The organism is Salinimicrobium terrae DSM 17865, assembly GCF_000424665.1.
GTDB classification, from domain to species: Bacteria; Bacteroidota; Bacteroidia; order Flavobacteriales; family Flavobacteriaceae; genus Salinimicrobium; species Salinimicrobium terrae.
In genome coordinates, this window is sequence record NZ_AUKI01000008.1 from 1 (window position 1) to 20,510 (window position 20,510).

The window sequence follows — 20,510 nt, forward strand, 5'->3', positions numbered from 1 at the left end:
TAAGGGTGTGGCCTTTACCAAGCTGGCGCACTGGTACAAACAAGTCGAGGATACAGGTTTTAAAGCCTTCAATACAGTAGCCAACAGTATACAGCTAAATTATAGGTCGATCTTAAACTACTTCCAAAATAGAAGCACAAACGCTTCAGCAGAATCTTTTAATGCAAAAATAAAGGCCTTTAGAAGTCAATTTAGAGGAGTGAAAAATGTCGAATTTTTCCTGTATAGATTAACTAGAATATTTGTCTAGTCCACAACAATTAGGCATGATCCGTTTTTAGCACTTTATCAACTTAAAACAAAAAACTCTCACAATGTGAGAGTTTTCGTATATGGTTTCAAAGCTCTTTTAATACTAAGCTTCTACTTCTTCAGTATTGTCGATCAAAACCTGACCACGGTAATATAATTTACCTTCATGCCAGTGAGCTCTGTGGTACAAATGAGCTTCTCCTGTCGTAGGATCTGTAGCTATTTGAGGTACAGAGGCTTTGTAATGCGTTCTTCTCTTATCTCTTCTCGTTTTCGAGATTTTTCTTTTAGGATGTGCCATGGCTGCGTATTATTTATCGTTTAATAAATTTTTCAATTTGTTCCAGCGGGGATCAATATCCTCCTCTGTTTTAGTCTCTTTTTCCCGCGGACTTAATTCGTCCAGTTTTTCAAGTACATCAGACTTTAAAGTGCCGTCAAGCACTCCGGGATGAACCCTTTTTGACGGAACGGCCAATACCAGCATTTCATAAATATACTGTTGAATGTTCACCTCATACTCACCATGCGGCAAAATGAGGATATCCTCATTATCATCATTATATTCAGGTCCAAACTTTATTACCAGAAACAATTCACTATCAATTGGCTGGTCATAAGGTTCGTTGGTAAGGTCGCAATAAACATTTACCGTTCCCGATGCTTTAAAAGTGAGTTCCAACATTGTAGATTTTTTCTCCAAAAAGAGATCTATCTTAATATTGGCACTATTAAATTCATCGTAATCAAAATGTTCAAAGAACTTATTGTCAATTTCGTACTCAAACTGGTGTTTACCTTGTTTAAGACCCACAAAAGGGATCGTAAACTCCTTTAGTTTCCTCATTTCATCATCAGTTTCAAGTCCCTATCCCTCAGGATAAGGCGGGTGCAAAGATATAAAAATTAATGAATTGCCTATTCTTTATAAACAAATTTTTGTTTATATCTTTTTACCCTGTTTTTTTAGTACATTTTGGGTTAGCTCCTCATGTTCCTGGCGGCTTTTAAAGATATCCATTCCTTTAAATACAGCTTCTTTAAAGGAGTGGTGATCGGCCTCATTTTTTCCGGCGATCTCGTATGCAGTGCCGTGATCGGGCGAGGTGCGTACCTTACTAAGACCGGCCGTAAAATTCACTCCGCTTCCAAAAGAGAGGGTTTTAAATGGAATTAAACCCTGGTCGTGATATGCGGCAACAATGGCATCAAAGTTTTTATAATTACCCGATCCAAAAAAACTGTCGGCAGAATAGGGACCAAAAATGAGTTTTCCGGAATTCCTTATTTTTTCAAGAGTAGGCTTCATGATCTCCTCATCTTCTTTTCCTATTACTCCGCTATCTCCGCTGTGTGGATTGATTCCCAGCACTGCTATTTTTGGTTGCGGAATTTTAAAATCCTGCTGAAGGGTCTTGTGAATTATCCTGATCTTTTTTTCAATCAGCTGAGGCGTAATAACAGAAGCTACATCTTTCACCGCCACATGATCTGTTAGCAGTCCTACCTTTAGAGTATCGGTAATCATGAACATAAGACTGTCACCACCAAGTTCCCTGGCTAAATAATCTGTATGACCCGGAAATTTAAATTCCTCGCTTTGTATGTTATGTTTATTTATGGGGGCAGTCACAAGAATATCTATTTCTCCATTCTTTAACGCATTAGTAGCTGCCTGTAGGGAAAGGAATGCATATTTACCACCTTCTTCTGTCTCTTCCCCAAAATTAACAGTAACATTCTCCTTCCATACATTGACAACATTGAACTTGTTATCAATAGCCTGTGCTGCTTCCTCAACCCCCTGAAAAGGGATGTCAAAACCGAGTTTTTTCTTAATGAATGTTATGGTTTTGGCCGAAGCAAAAACTACAGGAGTACAAAGTTCCATCATCCTTGAATCCTCAAAAGTCTTTAGCACGATCTCACTGCCAATTCCATTGAGATCTCCAATACTAATTCCCACTCTTATTTTGTCGGATAATTTCATAATGATTCCCTGTATTTATTCTAATTTTATACCTGCAAAGGTAATTAATAATAAGAGAATGTTTACAGGCATCATTGAAGAACTGGGAGTGGTTACAGGATTGGAAAGAAGCGGGGGTAATCTCCACATCACTATAGGAGCAGGCATGACTCCCGAACTAAAAATTGATCAAAGTGTCTCTCATAACGGAGTGTGTTTAACTGTAGTGGATATTACCAACGGGAAATACAAAGTAACGGCTATAGAGGAGACTCTTTCCAAAACAACTCTGGGAGAGCTTAAACAGGGAGATATTGTAAACCTGGAACGCGGAATGAAACTGGGCGCACGACTGGATGGACATATTGTGCAGGGGCACGTTGATCAAACTGCTCTTTGTACCGGAGTACTCGAAAAAAACGGAAGCTGGGAATTCATATTTGAATATGATCCTAAGTTGCAGAATATTACTATTGAAAAAGGATCCATTACGATTAACGGTGTGAGTTTAACAGTAGTGAATTCAGGCAAAAACAACTTCAGTGTTGCCATTATTCCCTATACTTTTCAAAACACAACTTTTAAACTCATCAAGAAAGGGACAAGAGTGAACCTGGAATTTGATGTAATTGGAAAATACGTAAAGCGACTTACAGAGCTGAATTCTCGAAGTCCTCCTGCTTCTTCTTAAGCCGGGAAAGTTGAAATGCTCCAAGCGCAACTCCTGCCAGAAATAAAGGCAATAGATAATCATTAATTGGCAGGCACAAACCTTTAGGTGGGGGTGGGGCTCCAGTACCAGTGTCGTCGGGGTCTTCCCCACATGGACTGTCTGTTTGTGTTGTGTCATTAGTCTGCATCATAGGTGGCGGCGGATCTTGTGAATAAAATTCAGAAGAAAAGCCGGTAAGCAGAACTATTAAAATAAAATATTTCACCCATTCACCCATCCTTACAATCTTCTATTCATTAGCAGTAACAAGACATTTGGTCTTTTAAAACCGTTATTTATCTAAAAATCAAAAATATAAAATATTATGTCTCTTTTTATTATCTAGTCATAATATGTCGATTTTACTTACAAAAGTAATTGTTATTCCGAAACTATTTTTTGTCCTTCCCTACTAAAGGACCTTTTTACAGATTTTTATAAATTGCCTCCATATTATAATATTTATGCGAGCTACTACTTTCCTTTTATTTTTTATCTTCTTTGTAACAGGTAATGCACGTAATGCACAGGATTCCCTGAAAATCCCGGAGGAAAAACTTGTAATAGGTTTAACCGAGGCTCCTCCCTTCGTAATGAAAAAAGGGAATGATTTTTCTGGTCTTAGCATTGAATCCTGGAGCCTTGTCAACAGGCGGTTGGATTCAGATTATGAATTCCGGGAATATGAAAGTCTCGAGGCACTGCTAACCGCTGTAGAGCAAGGAGAAGTTGATCTTAGTATAAATCCCATTACTGTTACCGATAACCGGATGCAGAGAATGGACTTCTCACAGCCGTACTTTATCTCCTACACGGGAATTGCCAGAAAAAGTGGCTCAACAGTATGGAAATATCTATCTAACATCTTTAGCTGGAACTTCTTATCGGCTATTCTTATTCTTGTTGGGGTGATCTTTATCTTCGGTTTACTGGTGTGGATTTTTGAGCGAAAAAAGAATAAGGACGAATTTGGTCCCGGTGCAAAAGGAATTATGCAAGGGTTTTGGTGGAGTGCCGTTACAATGACCACTGTAGGTTATGGAGATAAATCTCCCCGTACTTTTGGAGGCCGGGTTATTGGATTTGTCTGGATGTTCATGGCAATAATAATGATATCTACTTTAACTGCAGGAATCGCCTCCTCTCTTACAATGCAAAATATACAGGACGATATAGGTTCTGTACAGGACCTGGAAAGATTTGAAGTCTATACAGTAAGAAGCTCCAGCGCTCAGGAATTACTGGAGCAGTACGGCATTGGTTCTTCAAAAGTATCCAACGCAGATGAAGGCATAGAAGCTTTATTAGAAAATGACAACAACCTCCTGGTCTACGACAAACCAATCCTTAGTTATCGTATTGAAGAAAAAAATATGGAAGATGATCTCGTAGTTCTGGAGAACAGTCTAAAAAAAGACTACTACAGCTACAGTTTTCCAAAAGAGTCACCTCTTCTTAAAATCATAGACCCAATTCTGATAGGTACTCTTAAAACTATGGAATGGAACAGTCTTATTGCAGAATATAAATAGTCTGCCTTTATTTTCTGCTAATCAATTTGTAACAGTACTCTTGAAAAGCAGACATATTGCTAATCAGTATTTATTATATTTAGCAGATTTTAAACTAAAACGAACAAATTATGAAAAAATTGAGGTTTGTCGCAATGGCGTTTTTTCTGCCATTGTTAACCGTGACTTTTGTTTCCTGTGAACAATTACAGGGAAGGGAAACAGAAGCAGTCCAGGACCAGGGATTGTCAATTGACTATGAGAAGTACGAACTGGAAAACGGACTTAATGTGGTGCTCCACCAGGACGAGTCAGATCCTATTGTTTCTGTGGCAATACAATATGGTGTAGGATCCAACAGGGAGAAAAAAGGTCGCACCGGGTTCGCTCACCTTTTTGAACACATGCTGTTCCAGGAATCTGAAAACGTTCCACAGGACCAGTTCTTCAAGAAGATCCAGGACGTGGGGGGAACTCTTAATGGTGGTACCTGGCAGGATGGAACTATCTACTATGAAGTAGTGCCCCAGAACGCACTGGAAATGGTACTTTGGCTTGAATCAGACCGGATGGGATATTTTATTAATACAGTTACTGAAGCCGCCTTTGCCAACCAGCAAGAGGTTGTTCAAAATGAAAAACGCCAGCGGGTTGATAACAATCCCTATGGCCATACTAACTGGGTGATAGATAAGAACCTATTTCCCGATGGACACCCGTACAGCTGGCAGGTAATTGGAGAACTTGAAGACCTTCAAAATGCCACTGTAGAAGACGTAAGGGAATTCTATGATAAGTTCTACGGACCTAATAATGCTACCCTGGTCATCGCTGGAGATTTTGAAAAGGACGAAGCTAAGGAGCTTATCGAAAAATACTTTGGGGAGATCAAGAGACGCCAGGAAGTTGCTCCGCTTGAAGTACAGAACGTGGAACTTTCAGAAACAAAAAGACTTTACCATGAAGACAACTTTGCTACCGCACCTCAGCTTAATATGGTGTGGCCAACTGTAGAACATTATACTGATGATGCTTATGCACTTGATTTCCTGGGAGAGATCCTTTCCGACGGAAAAGAAGCACCACTATATGAAGTACTGGTAAAGGAGAGAGAAGTTGCTTCAGAACCACGTGCCTTTAATAGTTCAGAGCAAATCGCCGGAAAATTCCGCATTATGGTAACGGCCAATGCCGGGGTGGATCTGGACAGTGTTGAAGCAGGTATCGAAGAAGCTTTCGACAGGTTCGAAAAAGAAGGCGTGACAGAGCGGGATATCGAGCGTATCAAGGCCGGTCTTGAAACCGATTTTTACAATGGAATAAGCAGCGTGCTTGGAAAATCCTTCCAGCTCGCACAATATGATGTTTTTACAGACGATCCCGGTTATATCGAGAAAGACATAGAGAATATCAAAAAAGTGACCAAGGAAGATGTGATGAGGGTTTACAACACCTACATCAAAGATCAACCTTACGTTATGACCAGTTTTGTACCTAAAGGCCAGCTCGAATTAATTGCTGAAAATTCTGAAAAAGCTCGGGTCGTAGAAGAAGAAATCACAGAAAACGTAGAAACTGAAGTTGCCGAAGCTGAAGAAAAAGAGATCGAGAAAACTCCTTCCAAAATTGACAGATCTACTCCACCTGCAGTTGGAGATACTCCTGGCCTAAATGTTCCGGAATCATGGACGGTAGCATTAGAGAACGATCTTGAAATCTATGGAATCGAACAAAATGAGTTACCGCTGGTAAACTTTAGTTTAGTGATCGAAGGTGGACATTTACTTGACGACCTCAGCAAAAACGGGGTGGCCAATTTGATGACCGACATTTTGATGGAAGGAACTGCCAATAAAACTCCGGCAGAACTTGAAGAGGCTATAGATCTTTTGGGTGCTAATATTTATATGTATACCACAAATGAGTCTATAGTAATAAGAGGAAATACTCTGACAAGAAATTTTGAAGAAACTATGGAACTTATAGAGGAAATCCTGCTTGAACCAAGATGGGATGAGGAAGAACTGGCACGTATTAAGACGAGCACCATTAACTCTATTAAACGAAATGAAGCTAATCCAAACGTGATCGCAAGTCAGGTTTACGACAAATTGCTATACGGTGAGAATCATCCCTTTGCATATCCTACCACGGGAACTGTAGAATCTGTAGAAGCTATAACCATGCAGGATCTTAAGGATTTCTACAACAAATATTTTTCTCCAACTGTGAGTCGTTTCCATGTGGTAGGCGATATTTCACAGACGCAGGCAATAGAAGCCCTTAATGGTATCAAGGACAACTGGGAACCAAAAGAAGTGACCATTCCGGAGTTTGAAGTGGTGACCAACAGGGACAAGTCTTCTCTTTACTTTGTGGATGTACCCGGCGCAAAGCAGTCGGTGATTAACATTGGTTACCTTGCCCTGCCTCGTACCAGCGAAGACTTTTTCCCGGCCGAAGTTATGAACTACAAACTTGGAGGTTCTTTCTCGGGTAACGTGAACCTTGTGCTAAGAGAAGAAAAAGGATACACTTACGGTGCCCGTACAGGTTTTAGCGGTTCAAAGATCCCAGGCACCTTTACAGCATCATCAAGCGTGCGTACCAATGCCACGGGAGAATCTGTTGGCATCTTCAAGGATGAGATCGCCAAATACAAAGAAGGTATAACGCCCGAAGATCTTGAATTCACTAAAAACGCTCTTATTAAATCCAATGCCCGTCGCTTTGAAACACAGGGTTCATTGTTAGGCATGCTTCAGGAAATGAGCGCTTATGACCTTCCTGCCGATTATATTGAAAAAGAAGAAGAGGTGATACGTAATATGACTTTGGAGCAACACAGAAAACTTGCTCAACAATATCTTGACGAATCCAAAATGGCTTATCTAGTCGTAGGAGATGCTGCTACCCAATTTGAGCAGTTCAAGGATATGGGCTTTGATGAAGTACAACTCATTAACAAGAAGGGAGAAGATGTGAAACTGGAGGAAGTTAAACCTTAAGTTGATCTTATCATCTACACTAGAAGCTCCCGTTTTAATCGGGAGCTTTTTTTTATCCGGAAGTTTTTCTACTTCGGAAGGAAGCACACCGCATTATTTCTATCCAGTAAATCGTGAGAGCCGCAAGGGTATAAATGACCATATCCAGCCATTCAAAATAATTTCCAAGGACGACCGAAGCAATCTTGTTATCCTGTAATCCCATTAGATCCACCAGCCTTAAGTACTGGGAACCTTCTACAACAAAAGAAAAAAGAAGAACTCCAAAAATGGCATTTTTGACAGGTATTCTAAAAAAGCTTTTCAGCAAGCAATAAAGGAAAATGACCACCAGGAAATCTCCGCCGTAGGGCCTGATAAAGGAATCCTGCACAAAGACGGCAATAAAGACTTCTATGAAGAAGAGAATTACCGCCGCAAGAAAATATTTTAAATTGAATTGCACCCCCGTAAGGTATAAAACTTATAAAACCCGGGTGTCTATAAAAGATTCGAGAATCATTTTTATTTGTTGCTGAACTTGAGGATCCATGCCTTTGACAGATTCACAGTATTCGCTTATCAATTTGGGTTTGGAGAATACAGGTTCCTTTAAATACTCCACTATGTAATCATCAAAAGAACCCTGAGATATATCTCTTCCAAGAACCTGGATTACACCGGTATGCCTGGGGTCTTCTTCGATGCGATGAAATAGTGCCAATACTTTTTCCTTTTCCCCTTCCAGCACCTGGAAAAAGTGACCTTCAGAAAATAGTAATATCCCCTTGATATTTTTATTGCTGTTTTGCTGTCGCCATTCCTTTAGAAGATCATCAACCTGACCGTTACTAAATTCTTTAGTGGCGGTGCTTATATAGCAAATGGCATGTTGCATGGGAGGTACTTTTGGTGCGGCAATTTATAAAAGTAGGAGGTTAAGTAATCCCAAGTTTTTCTTAATTATGCTGCTGAAATCACAGTCATGCCTCATTTTTTCAAATATATCTTCAGTGTTCATGATTACTAAAATAATTGAACACCAATACCCCTGGAAAATAGCAATTTATAAAAATAATTTTTGAGAAACCTTCAGTAATTAGTAAAATAATGGAGAAAAACCTCTGCTAAACTGCAACAAGTTCGTTTTTTTGCAGTCATTAGGTTAAACCAATCAATGAAATCACTTTTTTCAGCAATTTTCCTTGTCCTGAGCTTTTCAGCTTTTGCACAGGAGAAGGACAGCATTCCGCGGAAACAGATCCATATCACCCGCATCCAGGAAACGCCAAGGATTGATGGCAAATTAGATGACAATGCCTGGAAAGATGCTGCAGTTGCTACAAATTTTGTTGAGCGCCTGCCCAATAATGGAAGACCCATTCCCGACAGCCTTGCCACCACGATAAAAGTAGTATATGACGATCTGGGGATCTATTTTGGGGCAGAGATGCTGGACCCAAACCCTTCAGAAATAAGAAAGGAACTCACCGAGCGTGATGGAATAGGCAATGACGATTTCTTTTTCATTCTGCTAAACGGTTATAACGATCGCCAGCAGAGTATGCAATTTATAGTCACTGCTGCCGGGGTGCAGTATGATGCGAAAATGACCAATGGCAATGAAGATTCTTCGTGGAATGCCATTTGGTATAGCGGTGTGGATATTAATAGCCGCGGGTGGACAGCCGAAATCTTTATCCCCTACTCGGAATTGAGGTTTCCTGAAAAAGCTATCCAGGAATGGGGTTTACAAATGGAACGGGAATTTAAGCGTGCCGGAACCCGCTACAGCTGGAGTCCTATTGACAACGCCAAAGGCTCTTTCTCTATTTACGATGGAGAGATCCATGGAATCGAAGATATTCAAACTCCAACCCGGCTTTCTGTACAGCCTTATATTTCTACTTACCTTAACAATTATGATGGGGAGACAACCACTAGCGTCAACGGTGGAATGGACCTGAAATACGGAATTAATGATGCCTTTACACTGGACATGATACTGGTCCCCGACTTTGGCCAGACACGGTTTGATGAATCTGTTTTAAATCTTTCGGCTTTTGAGGTGCAGTATGATGAGCAGCGGCCTTTCTTTACTGAAGGAACAGAATTATTCACAAAAGGGAATCTTTTCTATTCCCGTAGAGTTGGGGGAGCTCCTTTTGGAAAAGTTGAGCTTTCTGAAGAAGAAGAGATCCTGGATTTTCCTTCTTCCGTAGATCTTATAAATGCTTTAAAAGTTTCCGGACGTACTGATGGAGGCCTGGGAATCGGCTTTTTTAATGCCATTACCGAAAAAACCTATGTCACGGTGAAAAATACCGAAACAGAAGAAACACGTCGCGAATTAATCGAACCCTTCACAAATTACAATATTTTTGTACTGGACCAACGCTATGGCGACAATTCCTCCATTTCGCTAGTCAATACAAATACCACCCGGGAAGGACATTTTAGAGACGCTAACGCCACAGGAGTTTACCTCGATCACACTAACAAGAACAACACCTATAAATTCTTTTCCGGACTTGAAGGCAGCTGGGTTATGGAAGATGAGACCAAAGCCGGAATTGAAGCCCAGGCGGGGTTCTCAAAAATAAGCGGGAAGAACAGACTGGACTTTAATGCAAATTTGCGAACCCGGGATTATGATATTAACGATCTGGGTTACTCCAGCGCCACCAATTATGTGCGGTACCAGGGACTTTACCAGCGCCGGTTGTTGCAGCCCAAAGGTTTCCTAAACAACATGTACCTCAACTTTGTAACGGTTCACGAGCGTCGCCTGGAACCCGATCTTCACAGTAGATTGATCCTTAATTTTAATTCCAGCTTCACCACAAAAAATTTTTTCAACTTTGGCGGAGGTTTTGAAACCACTCCTATTGGCACCAATGATATTTATGAGCCGCGGGTGGAAGGAATGTATTTTGAAATTCCTACTTATTACGACCAGTGGGTGTGGTTCAACACAGACTTCAGGAAGAAACTTGTCATTGAGGCGGTGGCCGATTGGTATAAGTATGATGAGCGTGGACGTGGAGATCTTATCCTTGATTTTAGTCCCCGGTACCGGTTTTCAGATAAGTTCAAGGTGAGGATGGAGACCAATGTGAAACTTTCAGATAAAGAAGAAGGTTTTGTGGATTTCCTTGGTAATGACATCCTGTTTGGCCAACGTGATCGCAATACTATCGTGAATTCCTTAGGGGCGAATTATATCTTCAACAATAAAATGGGGTTGAATCTGGCTTTTAGACACTATTATTCTGAAGTTTTTTATTCCGAATTCTACACCTTGCAAAACGACGGAGGATTGAGCTACTATGGTCCTGTGAACAATGAATACAATACCACCTACAACAGCTGGAATCTTGACCTGCGTTTCTCCTGGTGGTTTGCCCCGGGAAGTCAGATGACGCTCCTATATCGCAACGCTACCGACAGCTATATTGAGCGTTCACACATCAATATGAGAGACAACTTCAGGAACCTCTTTGACCAGCCACAGGTGAATAGTCTTTCTCTTCGTATATCCTACTATCTTGACTACAATCGCGTAAAAAGCTGGTTCCGGTCATCAAATCCTCCCGCTTTGGATTCTCAAAGCATGAGCTATCTGGAGTCAAAAATGAGGTTTTAGAGAAAGATTTTAATTCTGAAAAAGAGTGTCAAAAATGACATTTTTGAGGAGGTAATTTTGCGCTTGATTAATGGTATATTTCAAACTCCAGAACTTCAATTCCAAACCGAAAATCTCTCCTATACTATAAAAAAAATTAAAGCTGATTCTCAACAATTTCAATATGCCCAAGATGATGATTGCAATGCCACGCATAGACACAGGTATTTTCAGCCAGGGTAATTGTTTTCCCGGACTCGGGATGAATGAAAGTCCGTTGCCATTGGTCTTCAGTAAGGGAATTCAGTAGATTGCTCCAACGGTAGTGGGTCCCTTCCAGAATCTTTAGAGCAGATTCTACGGGAAAATTCTTGCTGTCCTCAAGCTCTGCCCATCGGGCTTCCAGATAGGGTTTTATTACAGGCTCATCTTCAGTTAAAGCAAGCTTTACCCGAATGAAACCGTTTATATGACTGTCGCCGCAATGATTCACTACTTGTCTTACGGTCCATCCTTCGGGACGGTACTTCATATCCAATTGTTCTTTACTGAAACTTTTTAATTTCTGCTGAAGCCTCGAAGGAAATGAGGAAATCGTGGTGATAGAGTTCCGCAGAATTTCCGGAATTATTATTTCCGGTTTTGCGAATTTACCTGTGGGATATTTTAATTGATCTAAGTCCATTGGCAGTGCCTTAAAAAGAATAATCACTTTAAATTGGATTAAATATAGAAAAAATCCTTTTTCCTTTAAAGCAGGTTCAGGTTTTCCTCAAGTATACCTATTGCTCTATCTAATCTAAAACTACAATCTTGTATTGACAATATTATTATATATGGAGCCAAAGCGGTAGCTTAATCCAACAGCAACGGAAACTCCGTAGGTGGTTGCCAGTTGCCTTTGCCCTAAAAGCACTTCTTCCAAAGAAGCATCTCCCCGGGGAAGTGATAATTGGTCCTGTACGTAATCATAATCGGCAGAAAAGTCGACTGAAAAACCTTTAAAGATACGTACTGAAACATTAGTGTCAAGAGAGAGTCGGTTTTTACTCAAATCGTGTAAATAGTGAGAGCCTTCCACCCCACCCCAAACTGTTCCCCAGGGTTGTAATACCCTTACTCCCAGATTTAGGGAGTGGTTATATAATGTTTCCTCTGTCCTGCCGTAAATAGTTTCTTCCAGATAATCCCGATAGACGTAACCAATACTATATGCTATGGTATATTCCTTTCGCAGCGCCAGCTTGTAAGGCAACAGACTGTATTCAATGGCAGGAGCAATTCTGTATCCCAGGTCGATATTTTCATAAGTGTTTATAGTCAGTGAGGGAAAAACTCCAACAGACCAATGATCGCTTATACTTCGGACGACTCTTCCCTGAAATCCGTTTCGGTGTCTTACACTCCGCACCTCTTCTTCATCCCTAATGTAGTCATCCCGGTTATAATTGAAGTAGGGACGTAGGCGGATTCTCCATTCCGGAGTAACATAATCTGCAGAGGCTCCGTATCGCAAATCTAGAGAACCTTTACTTGATTCCTTATAAAAATTAGCCCCTCCGTAGAGTTCGAAGACCCAATTGTTCCAGGGGTCCACCCTTGCCGCACTTGTGCCGGCAAAATCTCCCGGAATGTCTACAATTATTTCTTCGGCAAGGGAGGTATGAGCAAGATAGGAAACCAATCCTAATTCTATCATGGTCCCCAAGCCTTCTCTTTCTTCATCTCTGGTATTGCTTGGTACAGACGTATAAGTTAAAGTATTATTTACCTCTGAAAACTCATCTTTTCCTATGAAGGAAAGGGTGAACACACGACCCCCACTGGCAGCCCTTTGGGAAGTTATGAACAAATGCACCTGGGCCAGTTGTGGATCCCGCACATGATTTACAAAATCTATCTCCTGCCGAAGGTAGGAGTTATCACAGGCATTACAGTCCAAAAAAACGGAGAGTCTGTCCTGCAGTTGAGCCTCAACAGGGGATGCTATTGTATCTTGGGATTGAATAGGAGCTGAAATTAAGAAGATAGAAAGGGCAACAAGAAATGTAAAATAAGAGAAATTCATAGGCTTTATGGCAAGGCGGGTAAATTTTTGCAAAGATAGGGCAGGGGAATTTATTTTCTTGCTAAGCCCTACAAAATAATTCAGTTACTGAATTTCAAATGATCGATTGCATGAAGCTGTTCATATCATGAGCATATTTTCCAAAGGACACTCTTAGCCCTAAAAACTCTAAACCCTCTACGGTTTTAATCTTTAATTCTTCCGTAAATTTAGGAGTAAAACTTTCGGCCGGCGCTATAACTCTAAGATGATCTCCTTCTTTTAATTTTTTTGCAATGATCGGCTGGGGTGAATGCATCTTCTGATTTTCCATCTAAAAAATTTAAGAATTTATAATTAAGAAAAGATCTTGTTGAAATTCCAAGAACCTTCCGCAGGCCATGTTTCAAGGTTTGAGAAAGGAAATAGGACCCACCGCCAAGGAGTCTGTAGGCACCGCATCTCTTGAAAATGAAATCCATCCGCTCACTTCTGAATGCACCGGCACATAACCTATCTTCAATTGGGCGCTTTCCACTACCCGGCCATTCTGATATAGATGAAAGAAAATGAGGGCTTCTTTGGCAGTTTCCCCACCATTATTTTTTATATCTATTTTATAAGTGTTTCCTGGCAAGGCAGGCTGATGAACGAATTGTACTTCAAGAGCAGGAACCTTTTTTGTTTCACCCAGGATCTCAATTGAAAGATAACCAATCAATATTGCCAAAATTAGAAGTCCGACAAAAAAGGTTGTTCTTTCCAAGTAGTTTTTTTGGTTATTCATTTCTTTATCCAATTAACATTCTTCCTGCCGAAGCTCCCAGGGAAGCCGGAATTGCTAAAACAATAGTCTGCGCTATTATAAGGCTCCAGCCGTGACCGCTAACGCGCCCAAAGAACCAAAGTAGTACGAGAGAGATTGCCAAAGCACACATGTAGCTTATTATGAGATGTACAATCATTTTGAAGCTGCCTCCTTCGAACGAACCAGTACCTTTAAAATCGCTAAAAAACAGAATTAGTGCACTAAGACCAATGGAGATGAGAATCATAACCATAAGGTGCGCGGGTCCACTAACCATTGCGATTTTCAGGATTTCTTCGGTTGGAGCAACCGACGAGGAGATTAAAGCAGCACCACATAACGAAAGCACGATCATTTGAAGAATTCCTTCTCCTTCTTTTGAAGCTTCCCTTTTTTTCTCCTGGCCTAATTGAGCGGTACCCACAGAAACTCCTATGGCCACTATCATGGATTCTACGATCACTTTTCCTGCTATTTCCCGTAGAGGCATATTGAAGTTAATTTTATTTATGAGTAGGAGAAAGAGAAAAGCAACAGTGAATGCAAGAGCAATATCTTCAATTGACTCGTGTAGGATATCCTTTAAAGTAGCATCCTTTCTCATACCGGAGTGTTTGTTATAGCCTAAAAGAAGCAGGAAAGTAAATCCAACGAATGCCAGAAGCTTTTCTGGTGAAGCCGTAAAACCCGTCCACCACACTTCCATAGTGTAAAGGAGGGGAAGACTGAAGAGGAGCCCTCCTACAATACCTCTGCCGTATTCTTTAGCTGTCTCTGAAATGCCCATCTTTGATATAACTCAAATCTAAAACTAGAATAATACTCTGTCAGTTCGAATAACCAGGATTCAATCGCTAAAGTTGCTATATCATCTTTGTCACCAATCGTTCTACAATATATTAAAAAAGACAGAAGGTTCATTTTTGAATTCAGTGACCTTTTTTGAGATATTCCTTAGCTGCAATGTTGCTTTCATAAACAAGCTAAATGATGAAAAATTCAGGAAGGACAACCTCTCGGCTAAGCCAAGCCTTTTATGAAATTTTTTATTCCTTCTCCTTTCATCTTTATTAGTTTAAATGTAATTCCGGCGAAAAAAATTAGGGTTCCCACATCCATCAAGTAGATCAGCAGCACATGCCAGGGATTGTCCTCCGGCTCGAATCCATAAATAAACTTCAATCCAAACCATATTGGATAAACGGAGATATGTGCTGTAGCTGCTAGACCAATTAATTCCCTTCTTCCTGCATCATCCACAGCAGCAAGACCTGCTGCGATCCCTACCGCCATTGATATTAGAAAGCTAAACAAAATCGTGCTTTCCATAAAAGCCGTCCATTTAATACCAGGTTCAGTTAGCAACGCCATGGCCACTCCTCCCAGAAAGATGAAAAAGGTAGTGATAACAAAACCTGTTAAAGCTTGTCTAAATAATTTCCATTCCTTCATTCCTGCGCTTAAGCTGATACCCAACATGTGGTGGTGGTAAGGAAGAAAAAGCAGACCGGCAATTATTAATGGCATAAAGTCCTCTCTCATTCCATAGGCTACCATAAAAGCGGATAGAAGTACACGTAGGATAAGACTAACTGTTACTTTCGAAAATTGCCATAGTTCCTCATAAACATCTGTGCTGGGCCTGATCAATGGTTTTGTTTCCTCTTCCGGCAGTTCCGAGGCGTAGATGGATTCCGGATGTCTAACTGTGAAACTGTAAGTAGTGGGGTTGTAGAAAGGAGCTACCATTAAAGATTCCACCAGTTCTTTTACCTTTGGAGTATTGGATTGGATTTCAATCACATCGGCAGGTCTCGGCTTTTCCTTTTTCTGATGAAGAGTTATCTCATAAATTCCTACTGTAGAAATTCCCAGCTTAATCGCCATTTCGGCAACTTTAGAGCCTTCTCCTTTAGGGGTTTGTATAGTGACCAGTCTCATATATGTATGTATTATCTTTTAAAATGTCTGCCTCAAAAGTTTGATCAGAAAATAATTCTGGCAATCAAGATAAAGCTTTTGCCAATATCATCAGATTTTAAACCTCATCAGCTTTTGATGTGAAACAAGACTTGAGAAATATGATTTCTGACGAATGGCATCTTTGGAGGCAAGGATCTAGCCATCCTAAGATGGTATATTTTAGGTGTTTTCAGAAAACTCGTAACTTATGGAGTAAACCAAAAAAAACGTTATGAGAAAATTAATCACAAGTACGCTTATGGCTTTATTCCTGGCAACAGGCCTGGAAGCAAATGCACAACAGGCGAAAGCCGAAGTAGAGCACTGGCCCGAAACAGCAAAAAAAGCAGCTAAGGCAATGATGGACAAGTATGGAGAGCCGCATCAGCAAACGGAGGACATGCTTATTTGGAAAGATACAGGACCTTTTACACATACCATTGTGTATAAAGAGGAGGTACAACATAATTTTCCTATGCCACACAAGGATGTGCTGGAGCAGGTGATCAACTATGACGTTCCTGTTGAAAAGTTTTCAGATCTTGCCCGGTATGATGGCAGTGTCATCGTGGAGAGAACCAAAGGAACCATGGCAGCGCGTTGCGACAAGGAAGCAGCTAATTATCTGGCCCTAAACCTGGCGCATGATATCATCCAGGGGACAAGAACTGTCGATGAAGCACGGGAAATGTATGCCGGGGTTATCATGCAGATGTTGCAGGGAGAAGAACACGGTTACCTGCAGAAGCTGGCTTTTAGTCTACCGGAAGAAGATATTACAAATCCTGATGAAACCACAATGGATATGTCTGAAGTAAAACGCTTGAAAAATAATTAATAGGATCTACATTTTACTGAAAAATAGCCTTAGAACTGCCGCAGGATCTCTCTTCTGCGGCAGTTTATTTTTATAAATTCCTTCTTCAGCTTTTGACGTGAAGCAATTAAACTCTAGTAATATTTGATCTATAGCTTCTTATGTTACAAAATATGTAACAAAGAATGATGCAAAGTTTAAATGTAGTCTGGAACTGTTCCAGGCGTGTTTCAAAGCTTTACACAGACTTTTATACCACTACGGAGTTTACGGATCAGTTTAAACGTTTAAACGCAATTCTGAAAGAATTTGAAGTGAAAGATCACAAGGAACAGCCATTCCTAAAGATCAAAATGATTGACTTGAATAGAAAATACTTTACCGCTTTATAGAGGATTAGATGACAAGAATAGAAAACCTAAGTCGGCAGGGTAAATTCGCAAGGAGAACTTTTTACTATTAAATCAGAATTAAATTTCTGTTTCATTTTAACTCGAAAATTCATAATAGATGCGGAGTTAGAAGGGCTTCTGGAACAAACAATAAAGGAAATTTTTTTACTCCTTCGACTATCCGAACTTAAATCTTTAATTGTTCTTTCAAGTTGTTTTAGAGCATGTTGTATATCCTGTCCTTTCAATTCAACATAGCACTCGATATTATCAGTTAAAAGCAAATAATCGCATTTAACATCATTGTCATCCAGCTGACATCCATCCACTGTAATTTTAGAAACTTTCACTCGTGCCTTGTTATAAACAGACAGAACACTTCTTTTTTCTCTACAAACAATTATTTTATTAGAGTTTGTAACAGTACATTCTTGCTTCATGCTTAAAACTCTATTTCTAAAAGTTCACCAAAATCTATTGCTAAATCATCTGAAACTGAATCCAGATCATTTTGAGATATCAGTTTTGTATCAGAGTCTATTAAAATTTTAATATCCCCTTTGCTAATAGAATAAGCATAGAGTTTACTAGGATCAAGCACTTCACTTTCTGGAACGACTTTAAATACAGCTTCTTTTTTATCGGGAGTATCAGCAGAAATTTTACCAGCCTCTATTAAATTATTAAAGGAGGACAAAATATATGGGCTATGTGTAGTGACCACTATTTGAAATTGGCTATTTTGACTGTTAAATGTCCGTGCTAAAAGTTTTACCACTTCATTTGAGCAGTAGGAAACAAATGAGCTTCAGGCTCTTCTATATACAGTGTGGCTCCTCCGTTGAAGAAAGAAGAATAATTCAAAACTTTAAGAACTGTCACAAGGGGTAAAGTTTCTTGTTGTCCTGAGGAAGCATTAGAAAGATTTACCTTTCTATTATCCTTGTGAAGAATAAAATCTTTTTCCTTTTCACGTAAATATGTACCATTCAAAATTTCAGAAAGTAAGGCTTCTGAGTCTACAGGAAAATTTTTGCGCCGACTATTCTCAGAATCAAGAGCAATTCGTTTAAAGTTTTCATAGAACGATCCGAACTCTAATAAAAAAGGATCTAAAGATTTATTTGTGCTTAGAAAAGAAAAAATTCCTGATTGAAGGTTTGCAAAAAAGCTCCTTCCAGCTGGAACAAAAAATTGGTTGTGTACGGCATTGGTACCTATAAGAGTTTTTGCGTGTTCGTTAAACCGTTTTCTAAAATTTCTATGCAGTATATAAGAAGGATATTTAAGTTCTTGCTCTAATTTCTTTTGCTCATCATTATAGCCCTTCCTGCCTCTATTCAGTAACTTTTTATAATTTTCCGAATAGGTAAATAATGCACTCCGAAAAAAAGGTTGGGATGTTCGAACACAAATAGGAGTAGATGGATATCGTGTAGATCTGGGGGTCGTCCATCCAGAGTATCCGGGACGTTTTTTAGCAGGTATAGAATGTGATGGTGCCCGTTTTCACTCTGCCAAATCCGCAAGGGATAGGGACATTCTTAGACAGATGGTGCTGGAAGGCCTTGGCTGGAGCATTCTAAGAATCTGGTCAACTGATTGGTGGTACGACAGTGGGAAATGTATAGATAAGCTTAATCGGGAGTTAGAAGCTCTCTTAGCTGCGCCTCAAGAGGCTGTTGGACAAGCTACCAAAGTGGTAGATACTGCTGAATCTATTGCCGAAAACGGAGAATCAAATTCGAACGGGAATGATATTGATTTACTTCAGGAAAACTTGCCACCAGTTGAAAATCCTCAACTGTATGATCCTACAGTGGTGGAAATAAGTCCAATAGGCGAATTTTTTGGTAATGCTACTTTAGTAGGTAAACAAATGGAGGGGTTGGTTCAAGCTTTAGCACCTGTTTCCAGAGAAGAATGTTTCTCGACAGTATCACGCTCCTGGGGATTTGCCCGAAGAGGAAATAGAATCGACCAGTTTTTAGAACCTGCTCTAAAAATATCCATCAAACTAAATCCAACGGTCAAATATTCTTCTGGAATTCTCCAGAAGATGTTGAATCTGTGGAAGCTCTTCGATTGCCACCAGAAGGTCAGCAGAGACATCCATCAACTATTGCACCTGAAGAACTTTTGCACGCCTTTTTGCCTCTACTTCAGAGTAATATTGAAATCCCCAAAGATGTACTTTTTAAGGAGGTAGCCAAAATGCTCGGTTTCAGCAGGATTACAAAAGAGAATACAAAACATATGGAGCCCGCTTTAGATTTGTTGAAAAAAAAACAAATGGTACTTATTGAGAATGATGTTGTTCTCTTTCAAGTTAAAGTTAATCCTGAAAAGTGAAGAAAACAGATCAAGTCCTATTTTCTCCTAAATATCCTCCGAAAAATTGAAGCTTCTTTTGCTACTCTAGAGTCATGTGCTAACTGGCAAATGAGGCTCAGCCGGAGCATTTTCTTACGTAATCTGGAAAAGAGGTGGCGGGGGCATAGTCACAAAAGCAGAAGCGACTGCACCACCTCCGATATCTTTACAAATGATTTGCAACAGTACAATTAATCGCCTTTCTTGTGCTTATGCGGTTTCAGGGAAGGCGTATTGTCCGGACTTTTCTTATTATCTCTTTGACGCCTATCTGGTTTTCCCGTCGATTTAGCAGTTCTTTTTGGACCTGGTTTAATACCCATAATTTGCCTTGTATAAGAATTTCTGTTTTGAGCAGGATATCCACTCTTCCCTTACTCGTTAAGAAGTTAAAAATGTAGAAATTTTTTGTTGTAAACAAGAAAACTGTGGAAGGAAAGAATACAAATAAGAAACCAACATTTTAACTATACATTTTAATCTTCCGACCCGCAGAGAGTACGACTGAGTTTTATAGCTTCAGTTAATGAAATTCTGTAATCAGACGTAGAACAATTGCTCAAGCCTCTACAGTTCTTCTTGAGATGATATTTTTTGCTGCTTTTCCCTTTGCAGATATAAACCCTATTTGCAGTTGATGAGAAAGTAAATGTAAAAAGGCCAAAACTGTAGGGGTTCAATTTCCTTTATAACCACAACGCGAAATTAGAAGATTTCAACATCCTCCAATATTTCCCTTTCAGGGTCAGAGTATCTTTTCAGCTTGTTGCGTCTGTAAGCTTCCCTTAAAACCGAACTGTTTAAAAGTAGAATAATTCTTAATTTTAAACAGTATGAAAAAAAGTAAATTTTCTCCACAGCAGATCTCTAAGATCCTCAAAGAATTCGATAACGGTAAAACAGCTGCCGAGATCAGTCGTGAATATGGTGTAAGCACCGCTGCTTTTTACAAATGGCGAGAGCGTTTTAGCGGAATGAATGGTAAAGAGCTTAAGCGACTCAAAGAACTTGAGGAAGAGAATCGTCGACTCAAGCAAATGTATGCCACCCTTTCT

21 protein-coding genes and 1 pseudogene are annotated in these 20,510 nt (G+C 39.9%); 8 read left to right on the forward strand and 14 right to left on the reverse strand.

The annotated features are described in order from the left end of the window. Positions 1-250: transposase (locus H148_RS0102470; protein ID WP_245583376.1), on the forward strand; the 250-nt coding region annotated here is incomplete at its 5' end. Between the two features lie 105 nt (positions 251-355). Here H148_RS0102470 and rpmF read toward each other — a convergent pair. From rpmF to pdxA, 3 genes are all read right to left on the reverse strand, one after another. After that, positions 356-553, reverse strand: coding sequence for a 50S ribosomal protein L32 (gene rpmF, locus H148_RS0102475; protein ID WP_029033380.1), 198 nt, complete (start codon positions 551-553; stop codon positions 356-358). Positions 554-562: 9 nt separating this feature from the next. Beyond that, entirely contained in the window at positions 563-1,099 is a 537-nt protein-coding gene (locus tag H148_RS0102480) for a YceD family protein (protein ID WP_029033381.1), read from the reverse strand. A 96-nt stretch (positions 1,100-1,195) separates the two neighbouring features. Next, positions 1,196-2,242, reverse strand: coding sequence for a 4-hydroxythreonine-4-phosphate dehydrogenase PdxA (gene pdxA, locus H148_RS0102485; RefSeq protein WP_029033382.1), 1,047 nt, complete (start codon positions 2,240-2,242; stop codon positions 1,196-1,198). 58 nt (positions 2,243-2,300) lie between these two features. On the opposite strand from pdxA, the gene H148_RS0102490 reads away from it, so the two are divergent. Then, positions 2,301-2,912 (forward strand): riboflavin synthase, encoded by a 612-nt coding sequence (locus H148_RS0102490; RefSeq protein ID WP_029033383.1) that lies wholly within the window; start codon positions 2,301-2,303, stop codon positions 2,910-2,912. Here H148_RS0102490 and H148_RS18570 read toward each other — a convergent pair. Continuing rightward, positions 2,872-3,171: a hypothetical protein gene (locus H148_RS18570; protein WP_156877187.1), complete on the reverse strand. Its 300-nt coding sequence runs from the start codon at positions 3,169-3,171 to the stop codon at positions 2,872-2,874. The genes H148_RS0102490 and H148_RS18570 overlap by 41 nt on opposite strands. Positions 3,172-3,397: 226 nt before the next feature. Between H148_RS18570 and H148_RS0102495 the strand changes: the two genes are divergently transcribed. Together H148_RS0102495 and H148_RS0102500 are read left to right on the forward strand one after the other, a co-directional pair. After that, complete coding sequence (locus H148_RS0102495; RefSeq protein ID WP_029033384.1) at positions 3,398-4,465, forward strand: transporter substrate-binding domain-containing protein; 1,068 nt, start codon at positions 3,398-3,400, stop codon at positions 4,463-4,465. 110 nt (positions 4,466-4,575) lie between these two features. Then, on the forward strand, positions 4,576-7,452 hold the full coding sequence (locus H148_RS0102500; RefSeq protein WP_029033385.1) for a M16 family metallopeptidase: 2,877 nt from the start codon (positions 4,576-4,578) through the stop codon (positions 7,450-7,452). Between the two features lie 52 nt (positions 7,453-7,504). Here the strand turns inward: H148_RS0102500 and H148_RS0102505 are convergent, their stop codons facing one another. Both H148_RS0102505 and H148_RS18245 read right to left on the reverse strand, forming a co-directional pair. Further along, the gene (locus H148_RS0102505) at positions 7,505-7,897 is read right to left on the reverse strand and encodes a ribosomal maturation YjgA family protein (protein ID WP_029033386.1); all 393 of its coding nucleotides are present in this window, start codon (positions 7,895-7,897) and stop codon (positions 7,505-7,507) included. A gap of 18 nt (positions 7,898-7,915) precedes the next feature. Beyond that, complete coding sequence (locus H148_RS18245) at positions 7,916-8,329, reverse strand: BLUF domain-containing protein (RefSeq protein ID WP_051286141.1); 414 nt, start codon at positions 8,327-8,329, stop codon at positions 7,916-7,918. Positions 8,330-8,608: 279 nt separating this feature from the next. Here H148_RS18245 and H148_RS17085 point away from each other — a divergent pair, with 279 nt between their 5' ends. After that, positions 8,609-11,077 (forward strand): DUF5916 domain-containing protein, encoded by a 2,469-nt coding sequence (locus H148_RS17085; RefSeq protein ID WP_051286143.1) that lies wholly within the window; start codon positions 8,609-8,611, stop codon positions 11,075-11,077. Positions 11,078-11,213: 136 nt separating this feature from the next. Here the strand turns inward: H148_RS17085 and H148_RS0102525 are convergent, their stop codons facing one another. From H148_RS0102525 to H148_RS0102550, 6 genes are all read right to left on the reverse strand, one after another. Further along, complete coding sequence (locus H148_RS0102525) at positions 11,214-11,741, reverse strand: YfiT family bacillithiol transferase (RefSeq protein WP_029033388.1); 528 nt, start codon at positions 11,739-11,741, stop codon at positions 11,214-11,216. A 120-nt stretch (positions 11,742-11,861) separates the two neighbouring features. Next, positions 11,862-13,157, reverse strand: a complete 1,296-nt coding sequence (locus H148_RS18250; protein ID WP_156877188.1) for a DUF481 domain-containing protein — start codon at positions 13,155-13,157, stop codon at positions 11,862-11,864. Between the two features lie 61 nt (positions 13,158-13,218). Beyond that, on the reverse strand, positions 13,219-13,437 hold the full coding sequence (locus H148_RS0102535) for a hypothetical protein (protein ID WP_029033389.1): 219 nt from the start codon (positions 13,435-13,437) through the stop codon (positions 13,219-13,221). A gap of 72 nt (positions 13,438-13,509) precedes the next feature. Next, positions 13,510-13,833, reverse strand: a complete 324-nt coding sequence (locus H148_RS0102540) for a hypothetical protein (RefSeq protein ID WP_169578538.1) — start codon at positions 13,831-13,833, stop codon at positions 13,510-13,512. 61 nt (positions 13,834-13,894) lie between these two features. Beyond that, positions 13,895-14,698 (reverse strand): TIGR02587 family membrane protein, encoded by an 804-nt coding sequence (locus H148_RS0102545; RefSeq protein WP_029033391.1) that lies wholly within the window; start codon positions 14,696-14,698, stop codon positions 13,895-13,897. Between the two features lie 233 nt (positions 14,699-14,931). Next, complete coding sequence (locus tag H148_RS0102550; RefSeq protein WP_029033392.1) at positions 14,932-15,852, reverse strand: hypothetical protein; 921 nt, start codon at positions 15,850-15,852, stop codon at positions 14,932-14,934. 253 nt (positions 15,853-16,105) lie between these two features. On the opposite strand from H148_RS0102550, the gene H148_RS0102555 reads away from it, so the two are divergent. Beyond that, positions 16,106-16,711, forward strand: a complete 606-nt coding sequence (locus H148_RS0102555; protein ID WP_029033393.1) for a hypothetical protein — start codon at positions 16,106-16,108, stop codon at positions 16,709-16,711. Between the two features lie 813 nt (positions 16,712-17,524). Here H148_RS0102555 and H148_RS18255 read toward each other — a convergent pair. Beyond that, on the reverse strand, positions 17,525-17,860 hold the full coding sequence (locus H148_RS18255) for a hypothetical protein (protein WP_156877190.1): 336 nt from the start codon (positions 17,858-17,860) through the stop codon (positions 17,525-17,527). Beyond that, positions 17,854-18,075, reverse strand: coding sequence for an AAA family ATPase (locus H148_RS19020; protein WP_029033397.1), 222 nt, complete (start codon positions 18,073-18,075; stop codon positions 17,854-17,856). Before H148_RS19020 ends, H148_RS18255 begins: the two co-directional genes overlap by 7 nt. 388 nt (positions 18,076-18,463) lie before the next feature. Here H148_RS19020 and H148_RS0102580 point away from each other — a divergent pair. Both H148_RS0102580 and H148_RS0102595 read left to right on the forward strand, forming a co-directional pair. After that, positions 18,464-19,291 (forward strand): annotated as a pseudogene (locus H148_RS0102580) (DUF559 domain-containing protein); the annotation flags it as partial. A 997-nt stretch (positions 19,292-20,288) separates the two neighbouring features. Then, positions 20,289-20,510 (forward strand): transposase (locus H148_RS0102595; protein ID WP_029033400.1); only part of this gene is annotated, 222 nt, incomplete at its 3' end.